Raw genomic sequence first — 16325 nt, 5'->3', positions numbered from 1 at the left:
TTAGAACTATAAAATAGAACAAAATCTAGAAAGGGAACCTATGTTACACAACGCATTTGCCTATGTTACAAGGAAGTTTTTCAAATCGATCGTCATCTTCCTGATTATTCTCCTCATGGCGAGCTTGAGTTTGGTCGGCTTGTCGATCAAGGGAGCTACTGCCAAGGCTTCTCAGGAGACCTTTAAAAATATCACTAACAGCTTCTCCATGCAAATCAATCGTCGCGTCAATCAAGGAACGCCACGTGGTGCTGGGAATATTAAAGGTGAAGATATCAAAAAAATCACCGAAAACAAGGCTATTGAGTCTTATGTGAAACGCATCAACGCTATCGGAGATTTGACTGGCTATGAACTCATCGAAACACCAGATACCAAGAAAAATCTGACACCTGACCGTGCTAAACATTTTGGAAGTAGCTTGATGATTACAGGTGTCAATGACTCCTCTAAAGAAGACAAGTTTGTCTCTGGTTCTTATAAGCTGGTCGAAGGAGAGCATCTAACAAACGACGACAAGGACAAGATCCTCCTGCACAAGGACTTGGCAGCCAAACACGGCTGGAAAGTAGGGGACAAGGTCAAACTAGACTCTAATATCTACGATGCAGACAATGAAAAAGGTGCCAAGGAAACAGTCGAAGTGACAATCAAGGGACTCTTTGATGGTCATAATAAGTCAGCAGTAACCTACTCACAAGAACTCTATGAAAATACAGCTATCACAGACATTCACACTGCTGCAAAACTTTATGGATACACAGAAGACACAGCTATTTATGGGGATGCAACCTTCTTTGTAACAGCGGACAAGAACTTGGATGATGTTATGAAAGAGTTGAATGGCATCAGTGGTATCAACTGGAAGAGCTATACACTTGTTAAGAGCTCCTCTAACTACCCAGCTCTTGAGCAATCCATCTCTGGTATGTACAAGATGGCCAACCTCCTCTTCTGGGGTAGCTTAAGCTTCTCAGTCCTTCTCCTTGCCCTCTTGCTCAGCCTTTGGATCAATGCCCGTCGCAAGGAGGTGGGAATCCTCCTCTCTATTGGTCTCAAGCAGGCAAGTATCTTGGGTCAATTTATCACCGAATCCATCTTGATTGCCATCCCTGCTCTTGTTTCTGCTTATTTCTTAGCTAACTACACAGCTCGTGCAATCGGAAATACCGTTCTTGCCAATGTCACTTCAGGTGTTGCCAAGCAAGCCAGCAAGGCTGCTCAAGCCTCTAACCTTGGTGGTGGTGCAGAAGTAGATGGCTTTAGCAAGACCTTGTCGAGCCTAGATATTTCCATTCAGACATCAGACTTTATCATCGTCTTTGTCCTTGCCTTGGTTCTAGTGGTTCTCGTTATGGCGCTTGCTTCAAGCAATCTCCTAAGAAAACAACCAAAAGAACTCTTGCTGGATAGCGAATAAAAAACTTGCTACCTATTCTCTCCTAAATGGGGTATAATATAGGTAGCATTTTTATCTATTTTATCTTGATAAGGCCTCTTTTTTTCAAGATGAAATTGAGATAATTTACATGTAATTTAAAGGAATGTGAAACGTTTTTCTATGAAAATTTTAATTGTAGAAGATGAAGAGATGATCCGTGAGGGGGTCAGTGACTATTTGACGGATTGTGGTTATGAAACCATTGAGGCTGTAGATGGACAAGAAGCCTTAGAAAAATTTTCCAGCTATGAAGTAGCCTTGGTTTTACTGGATATCCAGATGCCCAAGCTCAATGGTCTAGAAGTGCTAGCTGAGATTCGCAAAACCAGCCAAGTCCCTGTCTTGATGTTGACTGCCTTTCAGGATGAAGAATACAAGTTGAGTGCCTTTGCTTCGCTAGCAGATGGCTATCTGGAAAAGCCCTTCTCCCTCTCCCTCTTAAAAGTGAGGGTGGACGCGATTTTCAAGCGCTATTATGATACGGGACGAGTCTTCTCCTATAAAGATACCAAGGTGGACTTTGAGAGCTACAGTGCCAGTCTAGAAGGTGAGGAAGTAGCTATCAATGCCAAAGAGTTGGAAATTCTGGACTATCTGGTGAAAAATGAAGGAAGGGCCTTGACCCGATCTCAGATAATCGATGCTGTCTGGAAAGCGACAGATGAGGTTCCCTTTGACCGTGTCATTGATGTTTATATCAAGGAACTACGGAAAAAGCTAGACTTGGACTGCATCCTCACTGTGCGCAATGTTGGTTATAAATTGGAGCGAAAATGAAACGAACAGGTTTATTTACAAAGATATTTATCTATACCTTCTCGATATTTAGTGTTCTGGTTATCTGCCTGCATTTAGCTATTTATTTTCTTTTTCCTTCTACTTATTTGAGCCACCGTCAGGAAACCATTGGTCAGAAAGCGACAGCCATTGCCCAGTCCCTAGAAGGCAAGGATAGGCAGAGCATCGAGCAAGTCTTAGACTTGTATTCCCAGACTAGTGATATCAAGGGGGCCGTTAAGGGTGAGATGACAGAGGACAAGTTAGAAGTCAAGGACAGCCTTCCTCTGGATACGGACCGTCAGACCACCTCTCTCTTTATTGAGGAACGTGAGGTGACAACGCAAGACGGTGGTACTATGACTCTCCAGTTTCTAGCTTCCATGGACTTGCAAAAGGAAGCAGAGCAAATCAGTCTCCAGTTTCTTCCCTATACCTTGCTGGCATCCTTTCTGATTTCCCTCTTAGTAGCCTATATCTATGCTCGAACCATTGTTGCTCCGATTTTGGAAATCAAGCGGGTGACCCGACGGATGATGGAACTGGATGCTCAAGTGCGATTGCGCGTGGATTCTAAGGATGAGATTGGTGATCTCAAAGAACAAATCAATAGCCTCTACCAGCATCTTTTGACTGTCATTGCGGACTTGCATGACAAGAATGAAGCTATTCTCCAGCTGGAGAAGATGAAGGTCGAATTCCTACGAGGGGCTTCTCATGAATTGAAAACGCCTCTGGCTAGTTTGAAAATCCTGATCGAAAACATGAAAGAAAATGTCGGTCGCTATAAGGACAGAGACCACTATCTGGGAGTTGCTTTGGGGATTGTGGATGAGCTCAATCACCACGTTCTCCAGATACTTTCTCTCTCGTCTGTGCAGGAATTGCGAGATGATAGGGAACAAATTGACCTACACCAGATAACGCAAAGTCTGGTTAAGGATTATGCTTTACTAGCCAAGGATAGAGAGCTCCAGATAGACAATAGTTTGACTCATCAGCAGGCTTATCTAAACCCATCTGTCATGAAGTTGATTTTGTCTAACCTCATCAGTAATGCTATCAAGCACTCCGTTCCAGGCGGCTTAGTTAGCATTGGAGAAAGAGAAGGTGAACTTTTTATAGAAAATAGCTGCAGTCCCGAAGAACAAGAAAAACTAGCCCAGTCTTTTTCTGATAATGCTAGTCGTAAGGCCAAGGGGTCGGGGATGGGGCTCTTTGTGGTCAAAAGTCTATTAGAACATGAAAAATTAGCTTATCGTTTTGAAATGCAGGAGAATCGTTTGACCTTCTTCATAGCTTTTCCAAAAGCCGCCCAAGACTAGGAATAGAAAGGGTTTACATAGATGAAGCTAGAAGAAATTCAATCGAAACTGCGGGAAAAACTAGATTTTTTTATCAAAAAGTGATAAAATGAACAATGTAAATGGGATGACCCATAAAAATATACAGGAGGCCTGATAAAATGGCAATCGTTTCAGCAGAAAAATTTGTCCAAGCAGCTCGTGACAACGGTTATGCAGTTGGTGGATTTAACACAAACAACCTTGAGTGGACTCAAGCTATCTTGCGCGCAGCAGAAGCTAAAAAAGCTCCAGTTTTGATCCAAACTTCAATGGGTGCTGCTAAATACATGGGTGGTTACAAAGTTGCTCGCAACTTGATCGCTAACCTTGTTGAATCAATGGGTATCACTGTACCAGTAGCTATCCACCTTGACCACGGTCACTACGAAGATGCACTTGAGTGTATCGAAGTTGGTTACACTTCAATCATGTTTGACGGTTCACACCTTCCAGTTGAAGAAAACCTTAAATTGGCTAAAGAAGTTGTTGAAAAAGCACACGCTAAAGGTATCTCAGTAGAAGCTGAAGTTGGTACTATCGGTGGTGAAGAAGACGGAATCATCGGTAAAGGTGAATTGGCTCCAATCGAAGACGCTAAAGCAATGGTTGAAACTGGTATCGACTTCTTGGCAGCTGGTATCGGTAACATCCACGGTCCTTACCCAGCTAACTGGGAAGGTCTTGACCTTGACCACTTGCAAAAATTGACAGAAGCTCTTCCTGGATTCCCAATCGTATTGCACGGTGGATCAGGTATTCCTGATGAGCAAATCCAAGCAGCTATCAAACTTGGTGTTGCGAAAGTTAACGTTAACACTGAATGCCAAATCGCATTCGCTAACGCAACTCGTAAATTTGCTCGTGACTACGAAGCAAACGAAGCAGAATACGACAAGAAAAAACTCTTCGACCCACGTAAATTCTTGGCTGACGGTGTAAAAGCTATCCAAGCATCAGTTGAAGAACGTATCGACGTATTCGGTTCAGAAGGTAAAGCTTAATCTAGCTGAACAATACATACAGAACCTGCCCATTGGGTGGGTTTTTTTGGTTTATAGAAAAGTTTTTTGTCGTAGAAAAAAAGCAAAAACGACTAGAAGTTTTTGCTTTTTGTTTTATTTTTACGAAATAAATTTTATTTCTTATCTTTTGAGTTCATTAAGACTGAAACATCTGGTGTCCCAAGAATTGCTGCAAGTGGTCCCATGATATTAGAAGCAAGTTTTACAGTAGATGTAGCAGCAATTAATGAAGATACTACACTAATTTTATCTAAATCTATAGACCTATTATCAGACACTGCATTTTTTTCTGATTCATCAAAAAAATTTAGCAACATTTGTACTCTATCAGCTCTGTCTTGATCTGTCATTTTTAAATTTTCAATTTCAAAATCTATTACAGTACGTAATGCAATATAGTGGAGTTTCGTTAATCTATTATTTTGTTTTTCAAGATTACTAATGGTTTGTTTAGTAACTCCTATAAGGTTGCCTAGATCTGAACTTGTCCAATTCAAAATCTCTCGAATAGTTTTTAGGTTATTTTGTAGAATTAATCTTGTATCTTCTGTTGATGGATATTTTTCTTTTAACATGACTTCTTCCTTATAATTTTCTATTTCTATTATAACAAAAAAATAAAATTTTTAAATTATTGTCTAAGTAAATAATATTTAACAAGACAATTTTTTAAAATAAATTAAAATAATTGACAAGTAAAAAATATTGTACTATACTATTGTTAACTCAATAAGAGGAAATGTAGAATCTAATTTATATAATTATAGGAAAACCATTTATAAAAAGTTAAGAGGAGTGTTTTTATGGATATTCAATTGATTTTTATCTTATTGCTAATTTCTTTGTGTTTCTTTCTATCGGTTAGAAAGAACATAATTACTAAAAAGTTTACGGTTTTTTTGATAAACAATAGAGATCCTGAAATAGATTTCTTAGAGTCTAGTGAATTCAGTGTTTTACAATGTGCAAAAATATTGAACAAAAAATATAAAATTGGATTAATTAATTCATATATTGTGGCTAATTCAATAAAAGTCAGATAAAATTAAAATAAAAAAGGGGAAAGAAATGAAAATTAATACACAAAGAATCAAAGATCAGGCAAATAGTGCATTAAACATTACCATGAAAATATCAAAATCTGTTGGCAAAAGTATGTCAAAAGGTGGGAGGCAATGTCTAAATTTTGTTGTAAACAATCCTGAATTTATATTAATTATTTTAAGTTTGATGACTAATAAGAATATTCTTAATCAAAGACGGATTAATGAATTGGAAGATACAGAGCAAGACAGATCACTAGATGATTCAATCTTTTCTGAACTGCTACAAGAAGAACAAGCTATTAATCATATTTATCCTGATGAAAGAAAATCTCCTTGTGTACATTTATATCATCTAGGCGAAAATACTTTTGTAAGAGGAGGAACAGAAATAGAAAAAGAGGAATTCCGTAAAGAGAATAACTTGTAGTTTTACACTCTATATTTGATTGAAACATAATTTAAAAAGGACAAAGAGAGGTAATTATATGTCAAAATTATATACATGTGAAGAATGTGATGGAGAGTTCACTAAGAGAGAGCTTAATTGAGAAGGTAGCGATCATATTGATGGAGTTTACTATTGCAAAGACTGCTTTCGTTTTCTAGAACAATGTGGGATTGATGCGATGGTTCCTGATGGATTTGGATACGATGATTATGGTAATTGGGATCCAGAACGTTTAGGTTTTTAGATTTTTATGGGTTTTAACATACTAAATTAGAAATATTTTACTTTATATCTATCCTGCCCATTGGGTGGGTTTTTTTTGCGTGTTTTCAGAAAACTATTAAGCTATAAATTTTTGATTAAAAGTATTATTTTAAGAGAAACATTTTCAATTTCATAAACTTTAAGCAAACGCTTGCATTCTAGTTTTTATTGGACTATAATAGGTTGGTATAGAGCCTTCTGTAATAATAAAATGTAGCAGGTTTAGAAAGTAAGGATTTAGAATATTTGTAGTCAAAAACACAATGTTGCTATTCCTTACGATAGGGAGATAGATATGGCAATGATAGAAGTAGAACATCTTCAGAAAAATTTTGTGAAGACTGTTAAGGAACCGGGCTTGAAGGGGGCTTTGCGCTCCTTTATTCATCCTGAAAAACAGACCTTTGAAGCGGTCAAGGATTTGACTTTTGAGGTACCAAAGGGGCAGATTTTAGGCTTCATCGGGGCAAATGGTGCTGGGAAGTCGACAACCATTAAAATGCTGACCGGGATTTTGAAACCGACATCTGGTTTTTGTCGGATTAACGGCAAGATTCCACAGGACAATCGCCAAGATTATGTCAAGGATATTGGAGTAGTCTTTGGGCAAAGAACCCAGCTATGGTGGGATTTGGCGCTACAAGAGACCTACACGGTCTTGAAAGAGATTTACGATGTGCCAGATTCGCTCTTCCATAAGCGCATGGATTTTTTGAATGAAGTCTTGGATTTGAAGGACTTTATCAAGGATCCCGTGAGAACTCTTTCGCTGGGACAACGGATGCGGGCGGATATTGCAGCTTCCTTGCTTCACAATCCTAAAGTTCTCTTTTTAGATGAACCGACCATTGGTTTGGACGTTTCGGTCAAGGATAATATTCGTCGGGCTATCACCCAAATCAATCAAGAGGAAGAAACAACCATTCTCTTGACCACTCATGACCTGAGCGATATTGAGCAACTCTGTGATCGGATCTTTATGATTGATAAGGGGCAGGAGATTTTTGATGGAACGGTGAGCCAACTCAAGGAGACCTTTGGTAAGATGAAGACGCTCTCCTTTGAACTGCTACCAGGTCAAAGTCATCTCCTTTCTTACTATGAAGGCTTTTCGGATATGAGCATTGATAGACAAGGGAATAGTCTCAACATTGAATTTGATAGTTCTCGCTATCAGTCAGCTGACATTATCAAGCAGACCCTATCTGATTTTGAGATCCGCGACTTGAAGATGGTGGATACGGATATTGAGGATATTATCCGTCGCTTCTACCGAAAGGAGCTCTAGGATGATCAAATTGTGGAGACGTTATAAACCTTTTATCAATGCAGGGATTCAGGAGTTGATTACTTACCGAGTCAACTTTATTCTCTATCGGATTGGCGATGTCATGGGGGCTTTTGTGGCCTTTTATCTCTGGAAGGCTGTCTTTGATTCCTCGCAGGATTCCTTGATTCAGGGCTTCAGTATGGCAGATATCACCCTCTACATTATCATGAGTTTTGTGACCAATCTTTTGACTAGGTCAGATTCGTCCTTTATGATTGGGGAGGAGGTCAAGGATGGTTCCATTATCATGCGCTTGTTGAGACCAGTGCATTTTGCAGCCTCTTATCTTTTCACCGAACTGGGGTCCAAGTGGTTGATTTTTATCAGCGTTGGCCTGCCATTTTTAAGTGTCATTGTCTTGATGAAAATCTTATCTGGGCAAGGGATTGTAGAAGTGCTGGGATTAACTGTCCTTTATCTTTTTAGTTTAACGCTGGCCTATCTGATTAACTTTTTCTTTAATATCTGCTTTGGATTTTCTGCCTTTGTGTTTAAAAATCTTTGGGGTTCCAACCTTCTTAAGACTTCAATAGTGGCCTTTATGTCTGGAAGTTTGATTCCCTTGGATTTCTTTCCCAAGGTTGTTTCAGATATTCTGTCCTTCCTGCCTTTTTCATCCTTGATTTACACTCCGGTCATGATTATCGTTGGGAAATACGATGCCAATCAGATTCTTCAGGCGCTCGGTTTGCAGTTTTTCTGGCTCTTAGTGATGGTGGGCTTGTCTCAGTTGATTTGGAAACGAGTCCAGTCATTCATTACCATTCAGGGAGGTTAGTATGAAAAAATATCAACGCATGCATCTGATTTTTATCAGACAATACATCAAGCAAATCATGGAATACAAGGTTGATTTTGTGGTTGGTGTCTTAGGAGTTTTTCTAACTCAAGGCTTGAACCTCTTGTTTCTCAATGTCATCTTTCAACACATCCCATCCCTAGAAGGCTGGACTTTTCAAGAAATTACCTTTATCTATGGTTTTTCTTTGATTCCCAAGGGATTGGACCATCTCTTTTTTGACAATCTCTGGGCTTTAGGTCAACGTTTGGTGCGAAAAGGAGAGTTTGACAAGTATCTGACGCGTCCTATCAATCCTCTCTTTCACATCCTAGTTGAGACTTTTCAGATTGATGCCTTGGGTGAGCTCTTGGTCGGTGGTATTTTACTAGCAACAACAGTAACTAGCATTGCTTGGACCTTTCCAAAAATTCTGATTTTCCTAGTCTGTATTCCTTTTGCGACCTTGATTTATACTTCCTTGAAAATCGCGACAGCCAGTATCGCTTTTTGGACCAAGCAGTCAGGAGCAATGATTTACATCTTCTATATGTTCAATGACTTTGCCAAGTACCCGATTTCGATTTACAATTCGCTTCTTCGATGGTTGATTAGCTTTATCGTGCCATTTGCCTTTACGGCCTATTATCCTGCTAGCTATTTCTTGCAGGACAAGGATGTAGTCTTTAACATAGGAGGTTTGATGTTGATTTCCCTTCTTTTCTTTGTCATTTCTCTTAAACTCTGGGATAGGGGCTTGGACGCCTACGAAAGTGCAGGTTCGTAAATAATAGAATATCAAAGCCTTGTCTCAGGACAGGCTTTTTTTAATAGAGATGAAAATTTCTTGACTTCTATACTATAATTGAAATCGCCGATTTAGCTCAGTCGCTAGAGCAAGAGAGTCGTAAAGTCTAGGTCATAGGTGAACATATGACTGAAGATTTGAAAAAAATTAGATAAGTATATAATAACCGTTAAGCCTAGTTCTTATCGGTTATTTATGTTGTTACACAACATTGTTATTGCATCAATTATGTCTGTTTTTGTAACTCTGGTAGTGCTTCAACTTGATTGCTACTATTTTTGATGGTGTGAATGTGCTTATAATGTATCTCAGTTAAGTACGAAATTTTTATATCTTTTTTAACACATATTAAAAACAAAATTAATATCCCTTAATTTTTCTTGACTTAAATTTTTTTAATTGATATACTATTTTTCAGAGAGCTAACAATTATATATAAATGTACTACTCTATTTCCTAGATAATACTTAGTAAAACTTTTTATAACAAAGGCTAGCAAAGTTAAAGTTTTCTATCTATTGGAAGTTAAATAAATATGTAAGGAATTAAAATGAAAAAAAGTACAGTATTGTCATTAACCACAGCTGCAGTTATTTTAGCAGCATATGTCCCTAATGAGGTAGTCTTAGCAGATACATCTAGTTCTGAAGATGCTTTAAGTATCTCTGATAAAGAAAAAGTAGTAGATAAACAAAAAGAAAACAAAGAAAAACATGAAGATATTCATAATGCTATAGAAACTTCAAAGGATACTGAAGAGAAGAAAACAACAGTTATTGAGGAAAAAGAAGTTGTTAGTAAAGAATCTGTGATAGACAATAAAACTAACAATGAAAAAGCAACAATCAAAAAAGAAGATTCCAATCAATACAAAGGAGATAATGCAAACTCGTCTGCAAGTAAAGACACAGAAAATCCCAAAAAAGAAGATAGAGTTGTCTATATTGCTGAATTTAAAGATAAAGAATCTGGAGAAAAAGCAATCAAGGAACTATCAAATCTTAAGAATACAAAAGTTTTATATACTTATGATAGAATTTTTAACGGTAGCGCTATTGAAACAACCAAAGATACTCTGGACAAAATTAAACTAATAGAAGGTATTTCATCGGTTGAACGATCACAAAAAGTCCAACCTATGATGAATCATGCTAGAAAAGAAATTGGAGTTGAAGAGGCAATCGATTACCTAAAATCTATCAATGCACCATTTGGTAAAAATTTTGATGGTAGAGGTATGGTCATTTCAAACATCGATACTGGGACTGATTATAGACATAAAGCTATGAGAATCGATGATGATGCCAAAAGCTCAATGAAATTTAAAAAAGAAGACTTAAAAGGTACTGATAAAAATTTCTGGTTGAGCGATAAAATTCCTCATGCTTTCAATTATTATAATGGTGGTAAAATTACTGTAGAAAAATCTGATGATGGAAGCGATTATTTTGATCCACATGGGATGCATATTGCAGGAATTCTTGCGGGAAATGATACTGAAAAAGATATCAAAAACTTTAACGGAATAGATGGAATAGCGCCTAATGCACAAATTTTCTCTTATAAAATGTACTCTGATGCTGGATCTGGATTCGCAGGTGATGAAACAATGTTTCATGCTATTGAAGATTCCATCAAACACAATGTCGATGTTGTTTCGGTATCATCTGGCTTTACAGGAACAGGTCTTGTAGGTGAAAAATATTGGCAAGCTATTAGAGCGTTAAGAAAAGCAGGCATTCCAATGGTCGTAGCTACAGGTAACTATGCGACTTCTGCTTCAAGTTCTTCGTGGGATTTAGTGGCAAATAATAATCTGAAAATGACCGACACTGGAAATGTAACACGAACTGCAGCACATGAAGATGCGATAGCAGTTGCTTCTGCTAAAAATCAAACAGTTGAGTTTGATAAAGTTAACATAGGTGGAGAAAGTTTTAAATACAGAAATATAGGGGCCTTTTTCGATAAGAATAAAATCATAACAAACGAAGATGGTTCAAAAGCTCCTAGTAAATTGAAATTTGTATATATAGGCAAAGGTCAAGACCAAGATTTGATAGGTTTGGATCTTAAGGGCAAAATTGCAGTAATGGATAGAATTTATACAAAGGATTTAAAAAATGCTTTTAAACGAGCAACGGATAAGGGCGCACGCGCTATTATGGTTGTAAATACTGTAAATTACTACAATAGAGATAATTGGACAGAGCTTCCAGCCATGGGATATGAGGAGGATGAAGGAACTACTAGTCAAGTTTTCTCAATTTCAGGAGATGATGGTGTAAAGTTATGGAACATGATTAACCCTGATAAAAAAACTAAAGTCAAAAGAAATAATAAAGAAGATTTTAAAGATAAATTGGAGCAATACTATCCAATTGATATGGCAAGCTATAATTCTAATAAACCGAATGTAGGTGATGAAAAAGAAATTGACTTTAAGTTTGCATCTGACACAGACAAAGAACTGTATAAAGAAGATATCATAGTTCCAGCAGGGTCCACATCTTGGGGACCGAGAACAGATTTACTTTTAAAACCTGATGTTTCAGCACCTGGTAAAAATATTAAATCCACTCTCAATGTCATTAATGGGAAATCAACTTATGGCTATATGTCAGGAACTAGTATGGCAACTCCAATCGTAGCAGCTTCTACTGTCTTGATTAGACCAAAGTTAAAGGAAATGCTTGAAAGACCTGTATTGAAAAATCTTAAGGGAGATGACAAAATAGATCTTACAAGTCTTACAAAAATAGCCCTACAAAATACTGCACGTCCTATGATGGATGCGACTTCTTGGAAAGAAAAAAGTCAATACTTTGCATCACCTAGACAACAGGGGGCAGGGCTAATTAATGTTGCCAATGCTTTGAGAAATGAAGTCGTAGCGACTTTTAAAAACACGGATTCTAAAGGTTTGGTAAACTCTTATGGTTCTATTTCTCTTAAAGAAATAAAAGGAGATAAAAAATATTTTACAATTAAGCTTCACAATACATCAAACAGACCTTTGACCTTTAAAGTTTCAGCATCAACTGTAACTACAGATGCTCTAACTGACAGACTCAAACTGGATGAAACATATAAAGACGAAAAATCACCAGATGGGAAGCAAATTGTTCCAGAAATCCACCCAGAAAAAGTCAAAGGAGCAAATATTACATTTGAGCATGATACTTTCACTATAAGCCCAAATTCTAGCTTTGATTTAAATGCGGTTATAAACGTTGGAGAAGCTAAAAATAAAAATAAATTTGTAGAATCATTTATTCATTTTGAGTCAGTGGAAGAAATGGAAGCTTTAAACTCCAATGGGAAGAAAACAAATTTCCAACCTTCTTTATCGATGCCTCTAATGGGATTTGCTGGGAATTGGAACCACGAACCAATCCTTGATAAATGGGCCTGGGAAGAAGGTTCAAAATCAAAAACAATGGAAGGTTATGATGATGATGGCAAACCAAAAATTCCAGGAACCTTAAATAAGGGAATTGGTGGAGAACATGGTATAGATAAATTTAATCCAGCAGGAGTTATACAAAATAGAAAAGATAAAAATACAACATCCCTAGATCAAAATCCAGAATTATTTGCTTTCAATAACGAAGGGATCAACGCACCATCATCAAGTGGTTCTAAGATTGCTAAAATTTATCCTTTAGATTCAAATGGAAATCCTCAAGATGCTCAACTTGAGAGAGGATTAACACCTTCTCCACTTGTATTAAGAAGTGCAGAAGAAGGATTGATTTCAATAGTGAATACAAATAAAGAGGGAGAAAATCAAATCGACTTAAAAGTCATTTCGAGAGAACACTTTGTTAAAGGAATTTTAAACTCTAAAAGAAATGATGCAAAGGGAATCAAATCTTCTAAGCTAAAAGTTTGGGGCGACTTGAAATGGGATGGACTCATCTATAATCCTAGAGGGAAAGAAGAAAATGCACCAGAAAGCAAGGATACCAAAGATCCTGCTACTAAGATAAGAGGTCAATTTGAGCCAATTGCAGAAGGTCAATATTTCTATAAATTTAAATATAGATTAACTAAAGATTATCCATGGCAGGTTTCCTATATTCCTGTAAAAATTGATAACACAGCACCTAAGATTGTTTCTGTTGATTTTTCAAATCCTGAAAAAATTAAGTTGATTACAAAGGATACTTATCATAAGGTAAAAGAGCAATACAAGAATGAAACTTTATTTGCGAGAGATCAGAAAGAACATCCTGAAAAATTTGACGAGATTGCCAACGAAGTTTGGTATGCAGGAGCCGCTCTTGTTAATGAAGATGGAGAGGTTGAAAAAAATCTTGAGGTCACTTATGCAGGTGAGGGTCAAGGAAGAAATAGAAAACTTGACAAAGATGGAAATACCATTTATGAAATTAAAGGTGCAGGAGATTTAAGAGGAAAAATCATTGAAGTCATTGCATTAGATGGCTCTAGCAATTTCACAAAGATTCATAGAATTAAATTTGCTGATCATGCTGATGAAAAGGGGATGATTTCCTATTATCTAGTAGATCCTGATCAAGATTCATCTAAATACCAAAAGCTTGGCGAGATTGCCGAATCTAAATTTAAACATTTAGAAAATAGAAAAGAGGATAGTCTTAAAAAAGATGCAACTGAAGTAGAACATCATCAAGACAATGAAGAGGCTACCGAAGAAAAATCTAGCTTTACTATCAATAAAGTCATCTCAACAATTAGAGACTTTGAAAGCAAAGATTTAAAGAAACTGATTAAAAAGAAATTTAGAGAAGTTGATGACTTTACAAGTGAAACTGGTAAGAGAACAGAGGAATACGATTATAAATACGATGATAAGGGAAATATCATTGCATATGACGATGGTAGTGCCTTAGAATATGAAACTGAAAAACTTGACGAAATCAAATCAAAAATTTATGGTGTTCTAAGCCCGTCTAAAGATGGACACTTTGAAATTCTTGGAAAGATAAGTAATGTTTCTAAAAATGCCAAGGTATATTATGGCAATAATTATAAATCGATAGAAATCAAAACGACCAAGTATGATTCCCACTCAAAAACGATGACATTTGATTTATACGCTAATGTTAATGATATTGTGGATGGATTAGCTTTTGCAGGAGATATGAGATTCTTTGTTAAAGATGATGATCAGATAAAAGCTGAGACTAAAATTAGAATGCCTGAAAAAAATAAGGAAACTAAAACGGAATATCCCTATGCATCAAGTTATGGGAATGTAATAGAATTAGGAGAAGGAGATCTTTCAAAAAATAAACCAACCAATTTAACGGACATGGAATCTGGTAAAATCTATGCTGATTCAGAAAAACAACAATATCTATTAAAGGATAACATCATTCTAAGAAAAGGCTATGCACTAAAAGTGACTACCTATAATCCTGGAAAAACGGATATGTTAGAAGGAAATGGAGTTTATAGCCAGGAAGATATAGCAAAAATCCAAAAGGCCAATCCTAATCTAAGAGTCTTATCAGAAAAAATAATTTATGCTGATAGTAGAAATGTTGAAGATGGAAGAAGTACTCAATCAGTATTGATGTCGGCTTTGGACGGCTTTAACATTGTAAGGTATCAAGTGTTTACATTTAAAATGAATGATAAAGGGGAAGCAATCGATAAAGATGGAAATCTTGTGACAGATTCTTCTAAACTGGTATTATTTGGTAAGGATGGTAAAGAGTATACTGGGGAGGATAGGTCCAATGTAGAAGCTATAAAAGAAGATGGCTCTACATTATTTATTGATGCAAAACCAGTAAATCTTTCAATGGACAAGAACTACTTTAATCCATCTAAATCTAATAAAATTTATGTACGAAATCCAGAATTTTATTTAAGAGGTAAGATTTCTGATAAGGGTGGTTTTAACTGGGAGTTGAGAGTTAATGAATCGGTTGTAGATAATTATTTAATCTATGGAGATTTACACATTGATAACACTAGAGATTTTAACATTAAGCTTAATGTTAAAGACGGTGACATCATGGACTGGGGGATGAAAGACTATAAAGCAAACGGATTCCCAGATAAGGTAACAGACATGGATGGAAATGTTTATCTTCAAACTGGCTATAGCGATTTGAATGCGAAAGCGGTTGGAGTACACTATCAATTTTTATATGATAATGTTAAACCAGAAGTAAACATTGATCCAAAAGGAAATACTAGTATCGAATATGCTAAGGGAAAATCTGTAGTCTTTAATATCAATGATAAAAGAAATAATGGATTCGATGGTGAGATTCAAGAACAACATATTTATGTAAATGGAAAAGAATACAAATCATTTGCTGATATTAAACAAATAGCAGATAAGACACTAAACATTAAGATAGTTGTAAAAGATTTTGCAAGAAATACAACCGTAAAAGAATTCATTTTAAACAAAGATACGGGAGAGGTGAGCGAATTAAAACCTCAGATGGTAACTGTGACCATTCAAAATGGAAAAGAAATGAGTTCAACGATAGTGGCGGAAGAAGATTTCATTTTACCTGTCTATATGGGCGAATCAGAAAAAGGATATCAATTTGACGGCTGGGAAATTGCTGGTTTCGAAGGGAAAAAAGATGCTGGTTATGTTATTAATGTGTCAAAAGATACACTTATAAAACCTGTATTCAAGAAAATAGAGGAGAAAAAGGAGGAGGAAAATAAACCTACTTTTGATGTATCCAAAAAGAAAGATAAGCCACAGGTAAATCCTAGTCAATTAAATCAAAGTCATAGAATAGAGGACTTACAAAGAGCAAATCATTCACAAAAATCTGATTCAACTAAGGATGTTACAACTACAGTTCTTGATAAAAACTTTGAAAATAAGAAGGAAGTCTATCTTAATAAACAAGCGAACATAGCTAATAAACATACTAACATTGATAGTAAGTCGGATACTAACCATTCTGACAGGTTGCCAAAAACCGGAACAGTTAGAGCAGTTCTTACACCATTTATTGCTGGAATATTGTTTATAGTAGGAGCACTTCTTGGATTGAAGAAAAAAGATCAAGATTAAGACAAAATCTATAGAAAAAATGT

The 16325-nt window shown here is 36.4% G+C and carries 10 protein-coding genes; 9 read left to right on the top strand and 1 reads right to left on the bottom strand.

Translation table 11 applies throughout. The annotated features are described in order from the left end of the window. The first annotated feature begins 40 nt into the window (after window positions 1-40). The 4 genes from vex3 (at window position 41) to ADH52_RS06590 (ending at window position 4565) form a co-directional block, all read left to right on the top strand. Window positions 41-1420, top strand: a complete 1380-nt coding sequence (gene vex3 / locus ADH52_RS06605; RefSeq protein ID WP_049510652.1) for an ABC transporter permease subunit Vex3 — start codon at window positions 41-43, stop codon at window positions 1418-1420. 141 nt (window positions 1421-1561) lie between these two features. Continuing rightward, window positions 1562-2218 (top strand): response regulator transcription factor VncR, encoded by a 657-nt coding sequence (gene vncR / locus ADH52_RS06600; protein ID WP_049510651.1) that lies wholly within the window; start codon window positions 1562-1564, stop codon window positions 2216-2218. Further along, complete coding sequence (gene vncS / locus ADH52_RS06595) at window positions 2215-3543, top strand: sensor histidine kinase VncS (RefSeq protein ID WP_049510650.1); 1329 nt, start codon at window positions 2215-2217, stop codon at window positions 3541-3543. Before vncR ends, vncS begins: the two co-directional genes overlap by 4 nt. A 140-nt stretch (window positions 3544-3683) precedes the next feature. Beyond that, window positions 3684-4565 (top strand): class II fructose-bisphosphate aldolase, encoded by an 882-nt coding sequence (locus ADH52_RS06590; RefSeq protein ID WP_001019001.1) that lies wholly within the window; start codon window positions 3684-3686, stop codon window positions 4563-4565. A gap of 134 nt (window positions 4566-4699) precedes the next feature. Here the strand turns inward: ADH52_RS06590 and ADH52_RS06585 are convergent, their stop codons facing one another. Beyond that, complete coding sequence (locus tag ADH52_RS06585; RefSeq protein WP_049510648.1) at window positions 4700-5161, bottom strand: helix-turn-helix transcriptional regulator; 462 nt, start codon at window positions 5159-5161, stop codon at window positions 4700-4702. A gap of 493 nt (window positions 5162-5654) precedes the next feature. On the opposite strand from ADH52_RS06585, the gene ADH52_RS06575 reads away from it, so the two are divergent. From ADH52_RS06575 to ADH52_RS06555, 5 genes are all read left to right on the top strand, one after another. After that, a complete protein-coding gene (locus ADH52_RS06575; RefSeq protein ID WP_049510646.1) occupies window positions 5655-6059 on the top strand; it encodes a hypothetical protein in 405 nt (134 codons plus the stop codon). 580 nt (window positions 6060-6639) lie between these two features. Then, window positions 6640-7632 carry an ABC transporter ATP-binding protein gene (locus ADH52_RS06570; protein WP_049510645.1) on the top strand — a complete coding sequence of 331 codons (993 nt, stop codon included), beginning with the start codon at window positions 6640-6642 and terminating at the stop codon, window positions 7630-7632. Between the two features lies 1 nt (window position 7633). Further along, window positions 7634-8452, top strand: a complete 819-nt coding sequence (locus tag ADH52_RS06565) for an ABC transporter permease (protein WP_049510644.1) — start codon at window positions 7634-7636, stop codon at window positions 8450-8452. Between the two features lies 1 nt (window position 8453). After that, window positions 8454-9239, top strand: a complete 786-nt coding sequence (locus ADH52_RS06560) for an ABC transporter permease (RefSeq protein ID WP_049510643.1) — start codon at window positions 8454-8456, stop codon at window positions 9237-9239. Window positions 9240-9810: 571 nt separating this feature from the next. Next, window positions 9811-16302 (top strand): S8 family serine peptidase, encoded by a 6492-nt coding sequence (locus ADH52_RS06555; RefSeq protein WP_049510642.1) that lies wholly within the window; start codon window positions 9811-9813, stop codon window positions 16300-16302. Window positions 16303-16325 lie beyond the last annotated feature (23 nt).

Source organism: Streptococcus pseudopneumoniae, from assembly GCF_001072665.1.
In the GTDB taxonomy this organism is placed as follows: Bacteria; Bacillota; Bacilli; order Lactobacillales; family Streptococcaceae; genus Streptococcus; species Streptococcus pseudopneumoniae_S.
This window is presented reverse-complemented; position numbering and strand designations above follow the sequence as displayed.

Coding starts and splice junctions, on each gene's coding strand:
- vex3 (WP_049510652.1), top strand. CDS start 41: ATGTTACACAACGCATTTGCCTATGTTACAAGGAAGTTTTTCAAATCG.
- vncR (WP_049510651.1), top strand. CDS start 1,562: ATGAAAATTTTAATTGTAGAAGATGAAGAGATGATCCGTGAGGGGGTC.
- vncS (WP_049510650.1), top strand. CDS start 2,215: ATGAAACGAACAGGTTTATTTACAAAGATATTTATCTATACCTTCTCG.
- ADH52_RS06590 (WP_001019001.1), top strand. CDS start 3,684: ATGGCAATCGTTTCAGCAGAAAAATTTGTCCAAGCAGCTCGTGACAAC.
- ADH52_RS06585 (WP_049510648.1), bottom strand. CDS start 5,161: ATGTTAAAAGAAAAATATCCATCAACAGAAGATACAAGATTAATTCTA.
- ADH52_RS06575 (WP_049510646.1), top strand. CDS start 5,655: ATGAAAATTAATACACAAAGAATCAAAGATCAGGCAAATAGTGCATTA.
- ADH52_RS06570 (WP_049510645.1), top strand. CDS start 6,640: ATGGCAATGATAGAAGTAGAACATCTTCAGAAAAATTTTGTGAAGACT.
- ADH52_RS06565 (WP_049510644.1), top strand. CDS start 7,634: ATGATCAAATTGTGGAGACGTTATAAACCTTTTATCAATGCAGGGATT.
- ADH52_RS06560 (WP_049510643.1), top strand. CDS start 8,454: ATGAAAAAATATCAACGCATGCATCTGATTTTTATCAGACAATACATC.
- ADH52_RS06555 (WP_049510642.1), top strand. CDS start 9,811: ATGAAAAAAAGTACAGTATTGTCATTAACCACAGCTGCAGTTATTTTA.